Source organism: Desulfopila sp. IMCC35006, from assembly GCF_005116645.1.
Taxonomy (GTDB): domain Bacteria; phylum Desulfobacterota; class Desulfobulbia; order Desulfobulbales; family Desulfocapsaceae; genus Desulforhopalus_A.
Genome location: NZ_SWCM01000017.1, coordinates 21790 through 42945 on the forward strand (window position 1 = coordinate 21790; position 21156 = coordinate 42945).

The window sequence follows — 21156 nt, forward strand, 5'->3', positions numbered from 1 at the left end:
TTTATGATGCCAAGGTCGTACACTTCATCGATTGCATACATACCTTAAGCATTGTTTAGTGCCTTACTCCAGAATTTCTGCCATTTTTTGCAGCAAAGCAATTTGTCTTAAAAGTTCCAGCTGATTTTTCGATCATGAGGATTTGATCAGGCCTGGCTCCTGAAGTATCACTGCCTGGGGAATTTTTTCTCCACGAGGACGGCTGCGTCTTCCGGTCTCAGTGTCGGATTGTCAAGCTGCATGTCTTTCAGGTAACTGAGGATCTGTTTGAATTGCGGACCCGGACTGTAGCCCATAGCCATTAAGTCATTACCTGAAAGGCAGGCTTCGACATGCCTGAGCGTGGTCACATAGAGCGATATGGCTTTTTTGACATGGTTCTTTCGGGCAATGGCCATCATATACAGCAGACCCTCAAGGCTGATCCCTTCAAAAAAGCCAACTATCTTGCTGCTTTTATAGTTATTTTCCCGAGACAGGCGGTGCATTGCCTGTTCCGTCCGCTCCTTTTGGTCAAGCAGATATTCAGTTGTTTTCGCCGTTTCCTCAAATCGTGTGCAAAAAGCCAATAATTCTTGCAGGCCCGATCGGGACATGACCGCCAGGAGGTAGACAACCCAGTTTCGGCATGGTTCATCGAGGTAGAGGTGGCGAAACCAGGAAATTGCCCGCTGGGCCTGGGTGAGGATGTGCAGGAATCGCCGGTCGATCTGATAATGCGGGCGAAGGTCGGGCCAGAGAAACTGAAAGAGATCGAACTCAGCCAGCCGTTGAATGGCAGGGATCGGATTTTCTTCAGAGAAAATGATCTTCAGCTCTGTTAAAAAGCGCGGATCCCCGCTTTTACCAAAAAGCTTCATGCTGACAGCATTGACAATAAGTCGTTTGGTATGGGGCGATATCTGGAAATTCATGCGCTTTTCAAATCGCAACGCCCGAAAAATTCTGCTGGGATCTTCCACAAAACTGAGGTTGTGGAGCACCTTGATGGACTTTTGTTTCAGGTCGTTCTGGCTGTTGAAAAAGTCTATCAGTGTGCCGAAATGTTCCGGGTTGAGCTGAATAGCCATGGCGTTGATGGTGAAGTCCCGGCGGTAGAGATCGAGCTTTATTGATGACAGCTCAACCGTCGGCATCGCCGCTGGATATTCATAGTATTCGAGCCGGGCCGTCGCGATATCTATTTTAAAATCATTGGGCAGGAGCACTACGGCGGTCTTGAACCTTTCATGGGTGCGATATCGGCCTCCCAGGCGTGCCGCCAGTTCTTTGGCGAAACTGATACCGTCTCCTTCGATAACGATATCGAGATCGAGGTTCGGCTTTTTCAGCAGCAGGTCGCGGACGAAGCCACCCACGGCAAAGGCATTGTCGTGCATTTTGTCTGCCACTTCCCCTATCGTCTGGAGCAGCTGGATCATTTCTTTGCTCAAACAGTCGACAATGAGCGCGTTCAGATTTCTCTTTTTTTCCAAAGACGGGTGATCGGCTTCATGCAGAAGGTTCTTCGGCAGATGGGCCGGATCGTTGACCAGCCTGTTGAGGAGGTCGGTTCTGGTGATAACCCCCATAAGGGTCTTATTCTGGACAATCGGAACGAGGCGCTGTCTGTTTTCGATGATGAGCTCCTGAATATCGGCCAGTGTTGCTTTAAGAGGCAGGCTCTTGACATCACTGGTCATATAATCGCTGACCGGTCGATCGCCGAGCGCGTGATGCGTCGCCTTTTCGACGACCTGGCGGGTGATGATTCCCAGGATTGGGTGGTCGTCGTCAGGGGCTGTCCGTATGTCGGCCCGTACCGGGGCTGCGGTTATATTGTACCGGGTAAGCAGGGTGTTGGCCTCGGAGATGGTCGAATTCGGCGTGATAGTAATTGCCGGCTTGGACATCATTTCACTGGCAATTGGCTGAGGGAGGACATGCCGATGCAGGGTATGGATCAGTTTCTCCTGTGCTTCGATCAGGGTCATATCCTTCAGTGTTGCCGAGGCTGCCGTGGCATGTCCGCCACCGCCGAGGTCGCGGGCGATGATGCCGACATCCACATCGGCAATACGGCTGCGGGCGATCATGTAGATACGCCCGCCCATGGAGATCAGGGCAAAGAGAACGTTGAGGTTCTCCATAGCCATGAATCTTTTAACGATCAGGGCGAATTGATCAACATAGTCGAGAAAAGAGTGGGTTATAACGACGATAGGAATATCCTGGATGGTATACTGCTTGGCACTTTTCATCAGCTCATGCAGGATGGAAATCTGTGTTGAAGTCAGTTCATAGGTGATAAACTGTGCGACCTGGTCAAGTTTGGCGCCCTTTGCCACCAGCCATGCCGCGGCCATCAGATCTTCCGGCGTCGTGGTCAGATGGGTAAGAGAGCCGGTGTCTTCGTATATGCCAAGAGCAAGTATCGTCGCTTCCGTCGGGGTGACAGGAATCTTTTGTTCCTGTAAAATATTGACCAGCAGCGTTGTGGTGGATCCGAAGTTCTCGACTATTTCGACTTCGCCATGGAGGTCGCCGCTGTTTTGCAGATGGTGGTCGTAGAGGTGGAGCTTTATGCCGGGATTCTTCAGGCACTCCTTGAAAGGTCCGATCCTGTCTGAGGACCGGGTATCAACCAGGATGAGGGTGTCGACCGCTTGCAGATCGATATCTTTTATCTTTGAGAAATCATAGGCATAGGGAAGGCTTTGCGAGATGAAATCGCGGACATTTTTTTCCTGGGATCCTGAAAAGGCTATGACGGCATCCGGATAGATTTTCCGGGCGGCAATCATTGACGCAAGTCCGTCAAAGTCGGCGTTGATATGGGTGGTAATGAGGCGCATAAGGAATGTGTCGAATTCTATCGCTTGGTGTCTGTCAGCAAACGGTAATCTTTTTCTGACTGTTCGCTGCCATTGTTGTTTACTTCCCGGAGTGTAGCGAGCATAGCAAAACTTCGAGAGTTAATAAATGCCTGCGTGTGCATCCAGCAAGGGCCTCTAGTTAGAACAAAATATCTTGTTTAAGGGAAGACACTATGTGCTGAACCATCTTGAAAATCAAATTTTTACGAGAACATCGATGCTGGCGTTGTGCCGTAATACTGATGAAATATATGGCATAAGCTGAAATTTGGCCACAAGAGGGCGATGTCTTCTTTTCTTCTCTATCCCCGGGGGTGAAACTTTTTATGGATACTTTTTAATCGGTCCTGGTCAACTTGGGTGTATATCTGCGTCGTGGCGATATCGGTGTGGCCAAGCATCATCTGTACTGCGCGTAGATCGGCACCGTGACTGAGAAGATGGGTGGCGAAGGAGTGGCGGATCATATGCGGCGAGATATTCTTGTCGATGCCGGCAGCCAGGGCAATTTTTCGAACAATCTGCCAGAATCTCAGGCGGGTCATACAGCTGCCGCGCCCGGTTATAAAGAGGTAATTACTTCGCTTGCCCTTCAGTATATGTGGTCGGGAATTTTTTAGATAGTGGTCGATTTTGTCTTTTGCCTGATCGCCAAAAGGAATCAGTCGTTCTTTATTGCCTTTGCCCAATACCCGGACAAAACCGGCGGTCAGGTTGCATGCAGCCAAGGGCAGCTGCACCAGTTCAGAGACCCGAAGTCCGGTAGAATAAAGGAGAAAAAGCATGGTGGTATCCCGGTCGGCAATCGGGCTCGCAAGGGTTGGCGGAGCGAGCAGGCGCATGACTTCTTTTTGGGAAAGAGCTTTTGGCAGGCTCTTGCCGCTGCGTGGCAGTTCTACTGTGCTGAACGGATTGTGGGTAATCAGATTCTCCCGCAGCAGAAATGTAAAAAAAGACTTTAGCGCAGAAATGCGCCGGGCGTTGGTCCGATGACTGACCCGTTGCCGTTCCCGGCATTGTTCAAGAAAACTCTGAATGGTTGCCGGATCGACCCCGTTCAAGGTTTTTTTTCGTTGGGCGGTGAGGAAGCTGAGAAAAAAATTTATATCAGCCGCATACGCCTCGACACTGTTCTCTGCCAGCCTTCTTTCAGAGATCAAATAGTGGAGATACAGTTCGTGCGCTGCTGCAAAGCTTGGAGTGGTTTTAATCGTCTTAATATCGCCTCAGCTGTCAGGCAATCAGGCGTGGGCTGTTGTATTTACAGATACGAAGTAATTGAAAAGCCTGAACGGAGTCAGGCTCTCAAAAGACAGCCTGCTAGAATGATTTTTTCATTCGGTTGAACTTGCGGAGTTTCCTGCGGGCTTCCGCCTGCTTCCGGCGTTTTTTCACACTCGGCTTCTCGTAGTACTCACGACGTTTCAGTTCTCTTTTGATACCGTCTATCTGCAGCTTTTTTTTCAGCTGGCGAATTGCGTACTCAAGATCTCCTCGGACTTCAACTTCTATCATTTGTGGCTCCGTTTAGCGGGTTAGTCATAAATTTTATTAAAAGATCGGGATATTACCTGTCTTTTTAGTAAATAACTGTGGTTTCGGGAAAACAATCTCGTTTATATACTAAACACAGGAAGCCTTTGTCAATGGATTTTTCAAAGAAGATGCAGGCCTGATTTCCTGACAAGGATGATATTTGTAAGCTACCCATGGCATAAAAAGCCTGTCTGTTGCATCTTTACAAGTCACCGGGATATTGTTAAATCGTAGGTTTACACCTCGGTACGACTCTTCTGCGATGCAGACGATGCTCCTCCAGTACTGTCCTGGGTCCAGCAACGTACAGAAACCACTGACCACCTTTGAAGGAGCTCCCCATTGGGCTTTCGGGAAATCAACCTGCAACTCCCTACCGACTACACCGACGCAGCCCTGAGATCGGTTATCGGCAGACAGCTCGGCATCCGTGAGTTTTCATGGCAGATCGAGAGTAAAAGCCTCGATGCGCGGAAAAAGCATAATATCCACTGGCTGATCCGTGTCGGTGTCCTCTCCGATGAACTTCAGGGGGGAGAGCCTTTTGTTTACCCGTCTCTGGAGATACCTCGGCAGGCCAGGACCACCAGGGTGTTGGTGGTCGGCAGCGGGCCTGCCGGTTTCTTTTCGGCGCTCGTTCTGCAAAAAGCTGGCTTTAAAACGATGCTGATCGAACGGGGCTCCCGGGTCGACCGCCGTGCTGGCCGTATCAAAGAATTTGAATCGTCCGGGACTTTTGATCCAATCAATAATTACGCCTTTGGCGAAGGCGGAGCAGGCACCTTTTCAGATGGGAAGCTCACGTCCAGAACCAAGAACATAGCCAGGGAAAAACAATTTATTCTGTCGAGCTATATCAGGGCTGGTGCGCCGGCAGAAATTGAATACCTGGCCCACCCGCATCTGGGCACCGATAATCTCCGGCATATTACCGCTAATCTGAGAAGAGAATTTGAAGACTTAGGCGGAGAGATGTGTTTTGAAACCATGCTTTTTGATTTGACCGTCAGCAATGGCAGGGTGGTAGCCGCCGTCACTTCAGCAGGAGAGATCCCCGTCGATGTACTGGTCATCGCACCCGGTCACTCGGCCCATGAAACCTACCGCATGCTCATCCGCAACGGGGTCCGCTTCCGGACCAAAAACTTTGCCATCGGCTGCCGCGTCGAGCATCCTCAGGAACTGATTAACAGGGCTCAGTGGGGCAGGGCCTCCCTGCCCGGGGTAAAAGCGGCTGAATACCGTCTGACAGCAAGGGGGGACGGCAGTCTGCCGGTGTATACCTTCTGCATGTGTCCCGGCGGAACGGTTGTGCCGGCCACTGCCTATGCAACCGCCAACATCGTTAACGGCATGAGCAGGTATAGACGGAGCGGACGGTTTGCCAATGCTGCCTGTGTGGCCGGATTTAATCTGGAATCGCTGCTGGGAAAAGCAGTGTCGCCGCTGGAAGCCCTGGACTGGCTGAGTTCGCTCGAACAGAGGTTTTATCAGTATGCAGGCGGCTATCGGGCACCATTTGCCACCATTAGCGGTTTTATCGGCCGTACACCGCCAACCGGAACCGTTGACTCGAGTTATCCTCTGGGCCTTGCCGCCGCCCCCCTGTGGGATCTGCTGCCGCCAAGGATAAGCGAGGCGATTTCCCTGGGACTGGCAGAATTCAGCCGAAAACTGAAAGGTTTTGACTCCGGCATTATCCTCGGCCTGGAGAGCAAGACGTCGTCACCAATCCAGGTACTCAGGGAGCCGGACAGATGCTGTCAGGGATTTGCCAACCTGTACCTGGCGGGAGAAGGGGCCGGCTGGTCCGGGGGAATCATCTCCAGCGGCGTGGACGGAATACGGACCGCGCTGGCAATTATCGAAAAAGGTTATTGATTTTTCTGCCTTGCTCGGCCGTGACCTGCGTCAGGGACAGGCAATGATGGCAACCGCATCCTATTGCAGCCATTTATGGGTTATCTTGTCGAAATCACCGTCTTTGTGCATGGCCCTGAGGGCTGCGTCGAATTGTGGCAGGAGGTACAGATATGGTGAATCTTTTCGCACCATAAGATGAAACTTGATAGCTGGGACAGGGGCGTCGATTGCGATGATACGATCATAATTTTGACTCGTCCTGCCTTCATTTTTCTTAATATTATTTATTGCATACCGGACCATGGCCTCATCCTGTAAAAAAACATCCCCTCGGTGTGCGGCAAGCATTTTGCAAACGGAGCTCAGATTCGGAGACCACTCGACACCGTATTGTGCAAGGTTTTTTTCTGCCCATCCATCGCCAATATAGTCAATAATCTTGAGATCCTTGAGCTCAGCTAGAGTTCTGATCGCTCTGATTTTTGCAATGTTCGGATTGTCGCTCTGGGTGAATATCTTATATCTCATGACGAATACCGGTTCGTGGCTCGGAACCAGGTATTTAAGGCGCTCCGGGGTGGGGATTGTTATCAGGGCATCGGCCTTTCTTGTCTGCACCTGCAACTGTGCTCTTTTCCAGGGATAAACATCATATTGGAGTGGGACCTTGATACGCCTGAAGCTTTTGTCGATAATGTCGTAGAAGATCCCTTCGGGTTTTCTCTGGCAGTTGGCAAAGATATAGGGCGTTGCATCCTGGTCGTCAGCCACAATGAAAACATTTTCGTTGCCATGGGCAGGCAACGCAGAAACGAGATACAGAAAAACGAAGATTTTGCTGATCAGAGTGACAATGCTGTTCAATTAAATCCCTCTCTGCAGATGAAGAGTTTTTGCGACACCGTCACATTTTACCCGATCTGAAAATGGAGATGATAAGCCACAGGCCCAGGGATGTGGCGATACAATAACTGGTAAATCCAAGCACGGCGGTAAAAGAAACAGTGAATCCCGCCAGGGATATGTCAAATATTGTAACCGGCGAATTCAACAACAACGAGCCGGCAATTGTCGAGGCAGCAACGATCATGCCCATAACCGCCCGGTTGAGACCCTTTTCCAATTTGGTGATAATGGTATCCGAGCCGTTATGCAGGATCTCGATGCGGTGATTCCCCTCGGCGGTTCTTTTCAGAATGGCATGCGTCAAGCGGGGCATCGTCTTCAGGATGGCGCCCATGTGCCGACTGTCCCTGCCCAGATTTTTCAATAGACTCTGGGTTTCATAACCCCGCTGCACCAGTTTTTTCGCATAGGGGCGAGTGACCTCCAGGATGCTGGCGGTGCTGCCCAGGATCTTGCCCAGACCTTCCGTCTGGACAAATGTTTTGAGGAGCAGCAGGAGATTCCTCGGGAACCGGATGTGGTATTTGTAGGCAAGCCGCATTACCTGCTCGTAGACATCCTTTACCGCAATGGTTTGCAGGGACCGGCCGTAAAAGGGCTCGCTCATATCCTTGAGATCGGTTCGGAACCGCTTCAGGTCGGTATCGTCATTGATGAGGCCGGCATCACGGAAAGCGTCCATGACCATATCGTAGTCGTGCTCGGCGTAGCCGAGAAATATATTCGCCACCTGCATCATGGCCTCATTGTCCAGATAGCCAATGATGCCGAAATCGACCAGGCTCACCCGGCCGTCGTACATGACAAGAGTGTTGCCGGGATGGGGGTCGGCATGAAAAAACCCAAAATCCATCAGCTGGCGTGAAAACGACCGCAAGCCGATCATCGCCACCTCCTGCGGATCGATACCCGCCTGGCGGATTTTCTCCACCTCGTCCATTTTAATCCCGTCAATATACTCCATGACCAGGACGGATTTGGCCGTATGCTGCCAGTAGACCCGGGCGGTATAGATTTCTTTGCTGTCTGCAAAATTGGCGGCGAATTTTTCAATATTACCACCCTCGATATGCATGTCGAGTTCCCTGAAGATCGTCCGCTCGAATTCCTTCACCAGGTTTATTGCCCCGATAATACGTGCAAATTCGAATGCCGATTCAAGTTTTTCGGCAAAATAACTCATTACCTGGATATCCTCGCGGATCTTCCTTTCGATACCGGGCCGTATGACCTTAACCGCCACTCTGTCGCCGTTCATGAGCCTGGCTTCATGGACTTGGGCAACAGAGGCAGCGGCGATGGACTCGTGGGCAAATTCAGCAAAGATATCTTCTATGGGGGCGCCCAGTTCTGTTTCCACCACGGTTTTGATCGAAGTGTAAGATACGGGCGGCACACTATCCTGGAGTTTTTTAAATTCCTCGGTATATTCCGGAGGGAAGACATCGGCCCGAACGCTCATCAGCTGGCCAAGCTTGATAAAACTCGGGCCGAGTTCTTCGAGCATCCGGCGAATGCGGAGAGGCGAGTGAAAAGCTGGCTGGACCGTTCTGCTGCTCTCCACATTATCGCTGCCTGTTTGCTTTCGTTTGAACAGATGGTCAATGACGTTGCCATAACCATGCCTGGTCAGAACCCGGGCAATTGCCCCGAATCGGCGTATTCCTTTCATAAGATCGCAATTCTTGTCATACTCTTTCGGCGGCGCCGGTTATTGGTCACTGCCGGTCTCCGGCTTGACCTGGTCCCAGCGTTGAACGATCTCCTCGAGCTTGGACTGATCGGCTATGTAACTTTCGACCAGCCCGCATGCTGCACAGACATAATTATCCAGTGCGGCCATGGATGTCAGGCTGATGGGGATGGCGTTGCTGCTGAACGGGCCACTCTTTAGAAGTATGTTTGCACCGGAATAGACTTTTCTGGCTCCGCACTTCGGGCATTGACCGTTTTTCATGTTCATTACTCCTTGCATTAAATTGAAGGAAGATGGAATATCCACGATAAATAAGTTGCCTGAAAAAAGATATGAAAATCAGCAATAACAATGAATTCGTCAGCATCCGGGACGAATACAGAACTATCCATCTACCGTCAGCTTTATGCCAGCGGGCATTGATGGTTGCAGCCAGGAGAGCAGTTGATGAAACTCTGGCAGGAAATGACGATAGTGTTCTTTTTTTAGATAGCGATTCGCACCACTGCTATCCAGCGGGACGATATCGCTGTTCCAGAGATAGCCATTAACGGTAAAAAAGTCCATCAGTTCTTCGTTCAGTTTTCGTGATGAATGGAGACTTCCCGAGTTATTCTGAAACCACTGTCGCGGGGTAAAGGAGCTGTGCTGGTGTATCATTGAAGCGATGATCTCCGGCAGCTGAGCATCATCAGCCACCCGGCCGGTTTTTTGATTGAATATACGCATATCCATCCCGGCGGTGGCTGATGATATGACGCAGGGGATGTTCGCCCGGTAATATTCGTAAATACAGCGGCACGAATTTTCGTACAGGGACAAGTGTACTCCTATCCGACAACGACCCAGGGAGCGGGGGATGTCCTGGCGACGTAAATTGCTGAGAACGGTTACCCGATCAGTCAATTCATGACGTTCGACTTCCTTCTTGAAGGCTGTGATATTTTCCTGCGATCCACGGCCGAGAAACAGGGCTTTTTTATTTTTCAGCCGTGGGTCATGTAATAGTTCCAGCATGAAAAAGTGCCGTTTACGCGCCATATCGTCAAATGTTCCATTAAAGACGATATCAATGTCTTTAACTGGTGCTGGATCAAGCGGGGCGAGATCCGGCAGAAAATCGCCATGAGCCAGGCGAATAACATGGGTATTTGCCTGCATGTCAATAAAGAAGCGATCTTCCTCGCCGCCAAGACCAAAAATACATGGATCCTCCAATTCGGTGAAGGCGCGCCACCAGGCATGCCGAAAGACTACACCCATTGGTGGCTCGAGAAAAAACACATAGTTGTTGGCAATTTTCCGTAACAATTGTTTATCCAGAAAAAGATAAGGGAGAGAGAAAATCCGCAGTACTCCTTTTTCATGTGGCAATTGCGGCGATTTTAAGATTTGCATAACATGTCGTAATTTTAAGGAGGACTGACCCCGTCCGGTCAGTTTCGATTGGATCGTCTGCCGTTCGGTTGTTAAAAATAGTTTGATTTCAGGTTCATCGGGCAGAATATCAATAGCTTTTGCCAACCAGCGCCATTGGTTGGGCACCGGCAGTAACGCGAGAAAAAGAAGGGCCTGTTGCTGCGCTTTTTTATCGGTGTCCTGGCAGTACACCTTTGCAAGGTGAGGCGCGATAAGAGAACACTCATGGTAGGGCCATTGGATACCGCGGGTTGCGGCGAGATGAGGCCGACCCCAGATCAGCAGATCATTAATGGTCTCCCTTATACGGCTGCGCATCTCAGCAAGAGTGTCGGGGGAAAGAGCTGTCAGGGAATCTCTTTTTGCCGTAGCGAAAAAATGCTGCAGCTGGGAAAGTTGTTTGTCGCGATAGTTTGCGTCGATCATTGAATCTCTCTCTTGTTCTGTTAAAAGTGGCAGTGTTTAAATGAAGGGAATATCTTATTGTTGTCAAGCAAATAGAAGGCGATTGTCTGGATGGCTGCAACATCCGTCAATTTTAGTACGTGTAACGCCCGTCAGATGGATAATACGCGAGATGGCAATGCTGCAACATCTCGACGTTTCAGGGGGCGTGTCATGAAAGATAATTACTTTTTTAGATGATCTTGAGCGCAGGGAAGAGTACCCTGCCGAGAGAGAGTTTGCTGTTCGTGAGTGGAGTGTCGACACAGGATGCTCGTGAGATAGATTCGATAATATGAGGAATGAAGTCTATGCAGAAAAATAAACTACATGTTGCCCTGGTGGCCGGCGGGGTATCGGGTGAACGGGCGGTGTCACTGAGTGGTGCGGCGAGCGTGGAAAAGGCTCTTGACTCAGAAAAATTTATGGTGCGGCGCTATGATCCGGCAACGGATCTGGCCAGGCTTGCAGCCGACGCACCGGAGATTGATTTTGCTTTTATTCTTCTCCACGGTCTCTTTGGTGAAGACGGTACCATGCAGGGATTTCTTGATCTGCTTGGCGTGCCTTACCAGGGGTCCGGGGTGCTGGGCAGCGCCATAGCCATGGATAAGCAGCTGGCCAAGGAGTTGTACGCCATGAGTGGTCTGCCGGTTGCCGATTCGTCTATTCTGACCAGCCGTGACAAGATTGATATTGCGGCGCTGGTGCAACGATTCGGGCTGCCCGTAGTGGTGAAGCCGGTCCATGAAGGTTCCAGTCTCGGGCTGTCTCTTGCGCAGACCGAAGAGGAACTGCTGACGGGAATACAGCGAGCCCTGCGCCATGATTCCCACGTCATGGTGGAAAAATATATCAAAGGGCGGGAACTGACCGTCGGCGTATTGGGCAACACAGTATTGGAACCATTGCCGGTAATCGAAATTGTGCCCGATAAAAAATTTTCTTTTTTCGATTATGATGCCAAGTACCTGCCCGGAGCCACGGAGGAAATCTGTCCAGCGCCGATTGACGACGAGACAACCAGGCAGGCTCAGCAATACGCGGTGGCCGCCCATAAAGCATTACGCCTGAGAGGCTATTCCCGGACGGATATGATTCTGGCGAAAGATGGTTCGTTGTACCTGCTTGAGACCAATACCATCCCCGGCATGACGGCCACCAGCCTTATGCCGCAGGCGGCGGCGGTGCATGGACTGGCTTTCCCGCAGTTTCTCGAGCGCCTGATCGAGCTCGGGATGGAAGATCGACCGAAAAAGTAGCGGACGGACCGGCACCGAATTGTTACCGCTGATGGGTTACACCACAATACGGTGGGGGGCATTGAAAACGTTCAGGCGATCCGGTCTGGCATAGGCGGCCAGGGTTGCCCCTGATCTTCTGGCAATCGCCAGTCCCAGTGAGGAAGGTGCAGTCCTGGACATGATTATCGGGATACCGATCCGGGCACATTTCAACACCATATCCGAAGTGAGGCGCCCGGTGGTGTAAATCGCGCCCCTTGGGCTTGCCTTGCCGAGCAGGATGGCGCCAAGCACCTTATCGACTGCATTATGCCGTCCGACATCCTCGTAGAAAAGCTGTAATTTTCCGTTCTCCCAGAATCCGCAGCCATGGATGCAGTGGGTTTGCGGCCCTAGAGGAGAATATTGCAGCGCCTGCCGGATAAAGGTGCTGATCTCAGGAAAGGTGATGGTACACTCCTGCAGGGGATCGAAGGCTCCCTCAAGCATTTCTCTGGAAATCTTGCCGGTTCCCCCGCATCCGGAGGTGATGATCACTTCTTTTGGTTCCGTTCGCAGCACATCGGCGTATACGGCAATGCGGCCCTCCGGACAGATATATATTTCTTTGATTTCCCCAGGCTCTTTGATATAACCCTGGCCGAAAAGAAAGCCCGCGCCGAACTCTTCCAGGCCGGTTGGCAATACCATGGAGGAGCCGATGGTTTCATCGTTGAGGGCTATGGAATAGGGCGTTTCAATAGCCAGCTGCTCCATTTGCTCCGTTAAGCCATGCGGCGTGACCACGGTTGTCATATGGCTCATGGTGAGCCGGGTGCTGATGGGGTGTGAACTGTTCATTGGCGTATGAGTTTGCGTATATTTTGATTGGCGGAGGATTGTATATTTTGCTGTGTGCGCTACCCTAAATGGAGAAGCGGCGAATTTCAAGCATCATTTTAACCAGGCGTTGTTCGCTGATTGGAAGTGGGAACTTCTATGCGTTGAAATTGACTGACCACCTAAAAAGACAAAGTTAACCAGCAGAGATGGCGTCAAGTGAGGCCAGGCAATAATTAAGAGGTAGAACCGGAAGGCGTTTTTGTCAATGTTGCCGCCTTTCTGTCGGTCTTGGAGATACTCTATGATACCCAGGTGTACCGGTTTTTTATTCTATCTGGTATTTTTTTATTTTTCTACGGTACAGGGAGCGGTTTTGCCTTTGTCCTCTCCCATTGTTCTCGGGCAATCCTGCGCCCTGACCGGGCCTGCCCAGAATCTCGGTCTGGAGATGCGGGCTGGTCTGCTTGCCGCTTTTTCGTCGATAAATGATACCGGGGGAATTCATGGCCGCGAGCTCATTTTACTCAGTCGGGACGACGGCTATGAGCCGGATGAGGCGGTGAGAAACACGAAGGGATTGATTTACGACGATCAGGTTTTTGCTCTTATCGGTGCCGTTGGCACTCCAACTTCCAAGGCGGTGGCGCCGATTGTCAGTGAAGAGAGAGTCCCTTTTTTTGGACCCTTTACCGGAGCCGAATTTCTGCGCATCCCGTTTAATAAATACGTAATAAATGTTCGTGCCAGCTATTTTCAGGAAATGGAAAAGCTCGCATCCTACCTGATCGATCAAAAGAAGTTGCATCGTATCGCCTGTTTTTACCAGAATGACAGCTATGGTTTTGCCGGTCTGCGGGGGATTGAAATTGCTCTGGCCAAACGGGGAATGACGCTCGTCTCCAAGGGAAGTTATGAGAGAAATACCGTCGCCGTCATTGGCGCTTTGCGCGATATCTACCAGGAAAAACCCGAGGCAGTTGTTTTGGTCGGTGCCTATTCGGCCTGTGCCGAATTTATAAAACTGAGCAGGAACAAGATTGCCGGGGAGGTGATCTTTGGCAATATTTCCTTTGTCGGCACCGAAAGTCTGCGGGAGTCCCTCGGTGCCTACGGCCGGGATGTGGTGGTCTCCCAGGTCGTTCCATCGCCTCACGATGCCAATATTGCCTTAATAAGTGAGTTCAAAAGTGACATGGCCAAATATCAGCATGATGCGCCGATAAGCTTTACCTCTCTCGAAGGGTTTATCGTCGGCAAACTGTTTGGTGAAATTGCTCTGGCGGTGCAGGGAGAGCTTACCAGGGAGAAATTTATAGCCACCATGGAAAAGGTCGGGCGGTTTGATCTGGGTGGGCTTGTGCTTCGCTTTGGTCCGAAGGACCATCAGGGCATGGATACTGTATACCTGACCCGGATCTACCCGGCCGTGCAGGAGCTCAGCCCGTTCAACGGCCAGAGTGCTCACTCTCCTGAGAATTAAGGGAGGAACATTCTCGTGGCGCGACCGTCAATGCGATTGTTTAACAAAATCACCCTTTCTTCGGCTCCGTTTTATGCGTCGCTGGTGGTTGTTACTTCTCTTGCCGTATTCATCGGTATTTTCTGGGCGATCAATGAATTTCAAGCCTATCAGGAGAGCATCGATAATATTCGGCATACCTATAAACACCAATATGAGGTGCGGGTAAAAGAGGAGTTGGCCAAGGTTGTTGACCTTATCAATTTTCGACGGCAGCAAAACGAACTGCTGGTCGAACTGGATATTCGCGAACGGGTGCAGGCCGCCTATACCATTGCTTCACATAATTATCGTCTCTACAAGGATACGAAGAGTACCGAGGAGCTGCGTTCCATAATAATTGAACTGCTGCGGCCTATACGCTGGGACAATGGGCGGGGGTATTATTTTGTTGGCCGGGTACACGGTGGTGGAATCGATCTTTTTGCCGAGGAACCGTTTTTCGAAGGGAAATCTCCGGCAGAGTTTAAACAGATCACCGGACAGGATGTGATTGGGGACATCGTCTCGATAATCAATGAGAAAGAAGCCGGTTTATATCGCTACAATCTCGTTAAACCGGCGTTTGCGGGAAAAATCTTTCCAGAGATAGCTTTTGTTAAATATTTTCAGCCGCTTGACTGGTTTATCGGGGCGGGGATTTATCTTGAGGAACTCGAAGATACTCTGCAGCGTGAGGTTTTGACCAGGATCAGCAATATCCAATTCGGCAAAGATGGTGAAGTCTTCTGTTTTCGTACCGACGGGACTATTCTCAGTCACCAGAATGAACGGCTTATCGGGCGATCGGTGCGGGAACTGGCCGATGGCGAAGGAAAAAGATATGGAGAGGAATTGCTGAAAACCGCGATAAATGGAAAGCATGAGGGGTATGTCCACTACTCGGTGCAACGGGGTGTGCCTGGGAAAACGCACCAGAAACTCGGTTTTGTCCAGCTCTATCCGGAGTGGGGCTGGGTACTGGGGACTTCGATGTTTATGGATGCAATGGAGCAGACCATTGCTGCAGAAACAAAAACCTACCAGGGAATATCCTTTAAAAATGTCTTTGTCTTTATGGTGCTCTTTGCCATAGCTGTTGCCTTTCTGCTCCTGAGCACCTTTTTTTATTCATTGAAAATCAAGCAGGGCATCAGTCTTTTTACGACCTTCTTTCGGGAAGCTGCCGATGCCAATGTGAAAATAAACAATGAAGATCTTGTATTCCGTGAGTTTGAAGACCTGAGCCATCTGGCGAACCGGATGGTTGAAGAACGGATTAAGAATGAACTCCTGCTGCATCGAGATGAATTGCGCCTTGACACCCTCCTGCGTCTGGGGATGATGGAAAAATACACGCTGCAGGATAAGTATGATTTTATCCTGCAGCGTATTGTGCAGATAACGCGAAGTGAAGAAGGCTATCTGGCCCTGGTCAATACAGCGCAGACACAAATCACACTCTGCGCCTTTTTCGATTGTACCTCCCAGCAGGCAGATGATCTCCAGAGGGAGCCGTCCCAGAGCCGGTCAGTGGAATCCGGTGGGCTTCCCGGTAAAGCGGTGCTGCGGAAAACGGCCATTATTGCCAATATGGTCAAGCCCGGCCAGGGGGCGGATTTCTATCCGTACAACACAACGCTTAAGCGGCACCTTGATGTGCCGATTTTTTACGACGGGAAGATTGTCGTGGTCGCCGGGGTCAGTAATAATAATGAGAAATATGATAATTCCGACATCCGGCAGATGACCATGCTGCTTGAGGGAATGTGGCTGCATGTCCTCAATAAGTGTGCGGAAGAGGAGCTTGCCCGCCTGGAGCGGCAGATTATAGCCGTCAGTGAAGAGGAGCGGTCGCGAATCGGTCGAGATCTGCATGACGATCTCGGCTCCCACCTTACCGGTGTTGAGCTGCTCAGTAAGGTCCTGCAGCAGCAACTGCGAAGTGAAGCTCCGGATCGCGAGAAGCAGCTGGCCACGATCCGCGATTTGATCAGAGATGCCATTGAAAAAACCCGCCGGCTGTCTCAGGGACTGTATCCGGTGCATGTGGTTGAATATGGGTTGGAGGCGGCAATCGAGGAGCTGGCGGTCGAGGTGGAAAAGATATTCAAGATTCGTTGCGATCTCTTATGGGAAGAGGGGGAAGATCAGGAACCCTTAGGTAAAAATACCGCGACTCATTTGCATTATATCATCAGGGAAGCTGTTTTTAATGCCGCACGTCATGGCAAACCCAAAAAAATCGGGGTATATATGCGGCGTAAAAATGGCGGCTTTTCATTGAAGATTGTCGATGACGGGGTCGGTTTCGACGGTACTCCGGCCGCAACCGGTATGGGATGTCACACCATGAAATATCGGGCAAAGGCGATAGGTGCGGAATTGACCATCAGTTCGGGTAAGGAAGGCGGCACGGTAATCATGGTGACAGGTGAGGGACAGGAATGAAATCGAAAGTGATAATTGTTGATGACCATCCTATTTTCAGAATGGGCATGGCCGAGCTGCTGAACCAGGAAGAAGACTTCGTTGTCTGTGGGCTGGCAGAAGACATAGAGAGTGCTGGCAAGGTGATAGAGGAAACGCTTCCCGAGCTGGCGATTGTTGATATTACGCTTGCCGGTGATAATGGTCTTGATCTGGTGAAGAATCTGACCAGCCAGAAACATCCAGTGCTCATTTTGGTCCTTTCCATGCATGATGAGCAGGTCTGGGCGGAAAGAGCGATTCGGGCCGGCGCCCGGGGCTATATTATGAAAAAAGAGGCCAGCGAGAATGTGATTTCGGCACTGCGAAATATCCGCAATGGCAAGATCCATGTAAGCGGCAAAATCATGGAGAGATTGCTCGACAGGTTGCAGGTGAACGCCGATACTTCGGCCGGTCGGACCGTCGACCTGCTCACTGACCGGGAGCTTGAGGTATTCAGATTGCTCGGGGCCGGTCTTTCCACCAGGGAGGTTGCCGAACAGATGAAGCTCGGCATCAAGACAATTGGTACCTATCGCGACCGAGTCAAACAGAAGCTGGGTATCAAAACAGCCGCGGAGCTTGTTCGCCGGGCGGTGTTGTGGACGGAGCAGGACTCTTTAAAGTCAAATCAGCACGATAGAGGGTAGTTGCAGCTGCACAGGATAAGATTTATACAGATATGTTGAGAAAGGGGGAAAAGATCTTTGCCAGCAAAAAGAACCGGGAGAATTATGTCATCATATATGTCGTCTGTCGTTACATTTATCGGCTGGCATGACAGCGGGAAAACAACCTTGGTTAAACAGGTTGTCGCTGCATTGAAAAAACTGGGGTATCGGGTTGCCGTTATAAAATCGAGCAATGATTCGGGGATACAGTTTGACACTCCCGGAACAGATACCTTTATGCACAAAGAGGCCGGTGCCGAAAGTGTGATGCTGGTGGCGCCGGACCAGATGGTGCTGCAGACCATAAACAGTGGGCTTTCTCTCAGGACCCTGGCGCATCGTTATTTTCCTGACGTGGATATTGTTATAGGAGAAGGATTTAAAAGGGCGAAAAAGATTCCTAAAATAGAAGTCTTTCGGGATCTGGACCAGAAACTGCGTGATGAAGTTCAGGGGGTTATTGCTGTTGCGACCAATCTCGAAGGGATTGACGGCAACTATGTTTTTCGTCTCGATGAAGCAGCTGAAATAGCTCTCTTTATCGAAAAGAGATTCATTACCAGGAAAAATGGCCGAGAAACGACCGTACTGCTCGTTAATGGCAACAAGATCCCCATTAAAGATTATATCCAGGAAGTCTTGGCCGGGACTGTGCATGGTTTTGTTAAAACCCTGAAGCTCGACAAGGAGATCTCGGAAATTGAACTGCGCATAAAGATTGGTGGTGCTGAATAGCCATCAAGTACATCATCACCCATTCCGCAATATTGACCAGCTGCAGGCGACTCGAGCCAGCTGGTCTCATTCCTCTTGACATCTGGGGTGTTTTGGCCGTATTGTGCCAGTGAGTAATAAGCATATGCTCGAAATACGACTTTGTCACACTGCTCATCAGGCGAAGGCCCGGAATGGGGCTGTTGTTATATTATAACGGTAATTCTATAAAATATAGTGACGGCCGAAAGATGATTTAAAAACCAATGGATATGGGTGGAACAATGTTGAAAAGAACCGTGAAAACCGGACGGATTGTGGTTGCAGCCTCTATTATTGCGTTGGCCTTGCCGCTGATGTCGGGTGGTAAAGAAATCGGCCATGACTGGTATTGTCCAGATCATCAGGGACATGTAAAGTATGTCAAGCACCTGAAGCTCCATCTCGATCAAGAAGCCGGGGCTATCGCGGATATGTTAGGGGAAATTTATTGTGATCCGTCTCTGACAAAAGATCAAAAACGAGCAAAGACGAAAGATATCCTGAATAAATATCTCTCAAAAGAAAAGATTGGGCCGGGAACGGGCGATTAATACTAACAAAAGCAGGCCTGTTCACCCCATGCAGGCCTGCTGGGTATATTTTTCACCCTTACTTCGTCCACACTTCAGGCTCATCTGAGCCTTGCGTGCAATATTCAATCCGGTATGGCTCTATAACTATTACGCAGTATTTCGGGTCATCAGGACCGGTAAAGGTGGACGCGAGCATGTCATTCCAGAAGGCATGGCGTTCGACCTCGTCCGTGGCCACCCGAGCCTGCCCCTGAATCTGCAGATACGGGTGCATTTCCTGGAGGTTGCTGACACCACATGTCAGATGCACGTTGGGATTGTTTGTAATCTGGCTGACTTTACGCGATTCGACAAAACTTGCGCAGCGAAGCGTCAGATTCCCGTCCCCGACCGTAACCACATAGCGAACCCAGGGGTTATTTTTTTCTGTTACTGTTGCCAGAGCGGCAAGTTGCGGTTTATGGATAATATCCAGTATACGCTGTTGCAGGTTGTCCATTCATTCATCTCCTTTTCGACGTTCTTTGCTCAATACCGCACCTTTTCAGGTACAACAGATTCAACTCATCATGTACATCATGCCGGATAGTCTAAGCATTTTTTGGTAAGTGCACATAAAAATGTGGGGCAGAAGAGCAATTAAAACAATTTGATTACCCCTCAAGCTCAGCTTGTCGAAATGGAAGGGTGTGGGCTGTTCGTTTTACGGGTCTCTGCAGCCAAGGATGGCTGCAGCGAAGCCCCCAGGGATGGGTTTACCGCGTCCCGGGAAATGAACAGCCCACACCCTGGTTCATTAGCTGAACATTAGGGGTAATCAGATAAAACAATTTGTTTCCAATCTTCGCATGCTCTGCGGGGAAAACAAATGTGGCCTCGCCGCTTTTTTTGGTTTCGGGTATTGAACGCCCAAAAGCAGAACCTCTGAAACGACAGAGCCCATGGGCTTTGGCCTCCTGCTAATCTGCCGGTAAAAAGAGCTAGAAACGGGTCTGGAAGTAGGGTTCGAGCACCTCCGGTATCTTAATCGTGCCATCTTCCTGTTGATAGTTTTCAAGAATGGCCAGCAGTGTTCGGCCAACGGCCAGCCCGGAACCATTTAAGGTATGGACCAGCTTTGACTTTTTCTGACCATCCGGTCGGTATCTGATACCGCCGCGACGGGCTTGAAAATCAAGAAAATTAGAGCAGGATGAAATTTCCCGGTAGGTATCCTGACCGGGGAGCCAGACCTCGATGTCATAGGTTTTGGTCGCCGAAAATCCAAGATCGCCGGTGCAAAGAATGACGACCCGGTAATGCAGGCCCAGCAGCTGAAGCACTTCTTCCGCATCGGCCAGAAGTTTTTCCAGCTCCTGTTCCGAGGTCTCCGGAGTGGTGAACTTGACCAGTTCGACCTTGTCGAATTGATGCTGCCGGATAAGTCCGCGGGTATCACGGCCATGGCTGCCGGCTTCAGACCGGAAGCAGGGCGTGTAAGCGGTATATTTAATAGGCAGTTCTTTTTCGCTCAAGGTTTCATCCCGATGGATATTGGTCACCGGCACCTCGGCAGTGGGGATAAGGTACAGGTCGCAGTTCTCGATTTTAAAGAGATCTTCTTTGAATTTAGGTAACTGTCCGGTGGCGGTCATTGACGGGGTGTTGACCAGAAACGGCGGCAAGACTTCGGTGTAGCCATGCCGCTGGGTGTGCAGATCGAGCATGAAATTAGTCAGGGCCCGTTCCAGTCTCGAGCCAAAGCCCTTCAACAGGGCAAATCGTGCCCCGGAAATTTTCGCTGCCCGTTCAAAATCGATGGTGTCCTGCTGTTCGCCGAGTTCCCAGTGGGGTTTTGGCGCAAAGGTGAAAGTCGGCTTCTCGCCCCATTTTTTAATCTCGATATTATTGGAATCGTCCAGGCCAACGGGGACACTGTCATGGCAGAGGTTCGGAATGGCCATGACGATTTCCTGCAGGGATTGCTCAATACTGTTCAGTTCGTTGTCTAGCTCCTTGATCCGCTGGCTGGTCTCACGCATTTCAGTGATCAGCGGATCGGCTTTCTTCTTTTCTTCGCTTCCGCCTCGTTTCAGAAGGGCAATCTGATCGGAGACGGTATTGCGTTTATTCTTCAGGCCTTCAACTTCCGTGAGGAGCGCCAGCCTCTTTTGGTCAGTGCTGGTAAAAGCGTCGATCAGGGTTGGCTGCATGCCGCGGCGGCTGCATTTTTCTTTTACCAGGCCAAGATTTTCTCGTATAAATCGTAATTCAAGCATAGTGTTTTATTTGGTTGATTTGGCAGTTTAACAGCAGGGAAAGTACTGTTTATCACGGCTGATTCGTGAAATCAACCTCTATCAAATTGCATTTTCTCCATGCTTCTGCTACCTTGTCGATCAGATAAGAAACTGATCGACGTTCTCCTGTCGGCGTCCGACACTGTAATCACCGGTAAATCT

General features: G+C 50.3%; 17 protein-coding genes. 7 read left to right on the top strand and 10 right to left on the bottom strand.

Annotation, left to right across the window (positions count from 1 at the left end; all coding sequences use genetic code 11):
* Positions 1-167 precede the first annotated feature (167 nt).
* The 3 genes from FCL47_RS20895 to rpsU form a co-directional block, all read right to left on the bottom strand.
* Entirely contained in the window at positions 168-2834 is a 2667-nt protein-coding gene (locus tag FCL47_RS20895) for a CBS domain-containing protein (RefSeq protein WP_136815670.1), read from the bottom strand.
* Positions 2835-3157: 323 nt separating this feature from the next.
* The gene (xerD, locus tag FCL47_RS20900; protein WP_205747396.1) at positions 3158-4075 is read right to left on the bottom strand and encodes a site-specific tyrosine recombinase XerD; all 918 of its coding nucleotides are present in this window, start codon (positions 4073-4075) and stop codon (positions 3158-3160) included.
* Between the two features lie 100 nt (positions 4076-4175).
* Entirely contained in the window at positions 4176-4367 is a 192-nt protein-coding gene (rpsU, locus tag FCL47_RS20905; protein WP_353740682.1) for a 30S ribosomal protein S21, read from the bottom strand.
* A 366-nt stretch (positions 4368-4733) separates the two neighbouring features.
* Here rpsU and FCL47_RS20910 point away from each other — a divergent pair, with 366 nt between their 5' ends.
* Positions 4734-6272, top strand: a complete 1539-nt coding sequence (locus FCL47_RS20910) for an NAD(P)/FAD-dependent oxidoreductase (RefSeq protein ID WP_136815673.1) — start codon at positions 4734-4736, stop codon at positions 6270-6272.
* A 60-nt stretch (positions 6273-6332) separates the two neighbouring features.
* On the opposite strand, the gene FCL47_RS20915 is transcribed toward FCL47_RS20910, so the two are convergent.
* The 4 genes from FCL47_RS20915 to FCL47_RS20930 all read right to left on the bottom strand — a co-directional run bounded on the left by FCL47_RS20915 (position 6333) and on the right by FCL47_RS20930 (position 10701).
* Positions 6333-7118, bottom strand: a complete 786-nt coding sequence (locus FCL47_RS20915; RefSeq protein ID WP_136815674.1) for an ABC transporter substrate-binding protein — start codon at positions 7116-7118, stop codon at positions 6333-6335.
* Positions 7119-7158: 40 nt separating this feature from the next.
* Positions 7159-8832: an AarF/ABC1/UbiB kinase family protein gene (locus FCL47_RS20920; RefSeq protein WP_136815675.1), complete on the bottom strand. Its 1674-nt coding sequence runs from the start codon at positions 8830-8832 to the stop codon at positions 7159-7161.
* 39 nt (positions 8833-8871) lie between these two features.
* A complete protein-coding gene (locus FCL47_RS20925; RefSeq protein ID WP_136815676.1) occupies positions 8872-9117 on the bottom strand; it encodes a hypothetical protein in 246 nt (81 codons plus the stop codon).
* A gap of 123 nt (positions 9118-9240) precedes the next feature.
* The gene (locus FCL47_RS20930; protein WP_136815677.1) at positions 9241-10701 is read right to left on the bottom strand and encodes a glycosyltransferase; all 1461 of its coding nucleotides are present in this window, start codon (positions 10699-10701) and stop codon (positions 9241-9243) included.
* 329 nt (positions 10702-11030) lie between these two features.
* Between FCL47_RS20930 and FCL47_RS20935 the strand changes: the two genes are divergently transcribed.
* Positions 11031-11981: a D-alanine--D-alanine ligase gene (locus FCL47_RS20935; protein WP_304992188.1), complete on the top strand. Its 951-nt coding sequence runs from the start codon at positions 11031-11033 to the stop codon at positions 11979-11981.
* Between the two features lie 36 nt (positions 11982-12017).
* Here FCL47_RS20935 and fdhD read toward each other — a convergent pair whose 3' ends face one another.
* Positions 12018-12803, bottom strand: coding sequence for a formate dehydrogenase accessory sulfurtransferase FdhD (gene fdhD / locus FCL47_RS20940; protein ID WP_240744326.1), 786 nt, complete (start codon positions 12801-12803; stop codon positions 12018-12020).
* 283 nt (positions 12804-13086) lie between these two features.
* Here fdhD and FCL47_RS20945 point away from each other — a divergent pair, with 283 nt between their 5' ends.
* The 5 genes from FCL47_RS20945 (at position 13087) to FCL47_RS20965 (ending at position 18733) form a co-directional block, all read left to right on the top strand.
* Positions 13087-14265 carry an ABC transporter substrate-binding protein gene (locus tag FCL47_RS20945; RefSeq protein ID WP_136815679.1) on the top strand — a complete coding sequence of 393 codons (1179 nt, stop codon included), beginning with the start codon at positions 13087-13089 and terminating at the stop codon, positions 14263-14265.
* Positions 14266-14295: 30 nt separating this feature from the next.
* Complete coding sequence (locus tag FCL47_RS20950; RefSeq protein WP_136815680.1) at positions 14296-16734, top strand: cache domain-containing protein; 2439 nt, start codon at positions 14296-14298, stop codon at positions 16732-16734.
* Entirely contained in the window at positions 16731-17405 is a 675-nt protein-coding gene (locus FCL47_RS20955; protein ID WP_136815681.1) for a response regulator transcription factor, read from the top strand. Before FCL47_RS20950 ends, FCL47_RS20955 begins: the two co-directional genes overlap by 4 nt.
* An 84-nt stretch (positions 17406-17489) precedes the next feature.
* Positions 17490-18161: a molybdopterin-guanine dinucleotide biosynthesis protein B gene (gene mobB, locus FCL47_RS20960; RefSeq protein ID WP_240744327.1), complete on the top strand. Its 672-nt coding sequence runs from the start codon at positions 17490-17492 to the stop codon at positions 18159-18161.
* Between the two features lie 245 nt (positions 18162-18406).
* Positions 18407-18733 (top strand): hypothetical protein, encoded by a 327-nt coding sequence (locus FCL47_RS20965; RefSeq protein WP_136815682.1) that lies wholly within the window; start codon positions 18407-18409, stop codon positions 18731-18733.
* Positions 18734-18791: 58 nt separating this feature from the next.
* On the opposite strand, the gene FCL47_RS20970 is transcribed toward FCL47_RS20965, so the two are convergent.
* The gene (locus tag FCL47_RS20970; RefSeq protein ID WP_136815683.1) at positions 18792-19214 is read right to left on the bottom strand and encodes a pyridoxamine 5'-phosphate oxidase family protein; all 423 of its coding nucleotides are present in this window, start codon (positions 19212-19214) and stop codon (positions 18792-18794) included.
* Positions 19215-19695: 481 nt separating this feature from the next.
* Positions 19696-20973, bottom strand: coding sequence for a serine--tRNA ligase (gene serS / locus FCL47_RS20975; RefSeq protein ID WP_136815684.1), 1278 nt, complete (start codon positions 20971-20973; stop codon positions 19696-19698).
* Between the last annotated feature and the right edge of the window lie 183 nt (positions 20974-21156).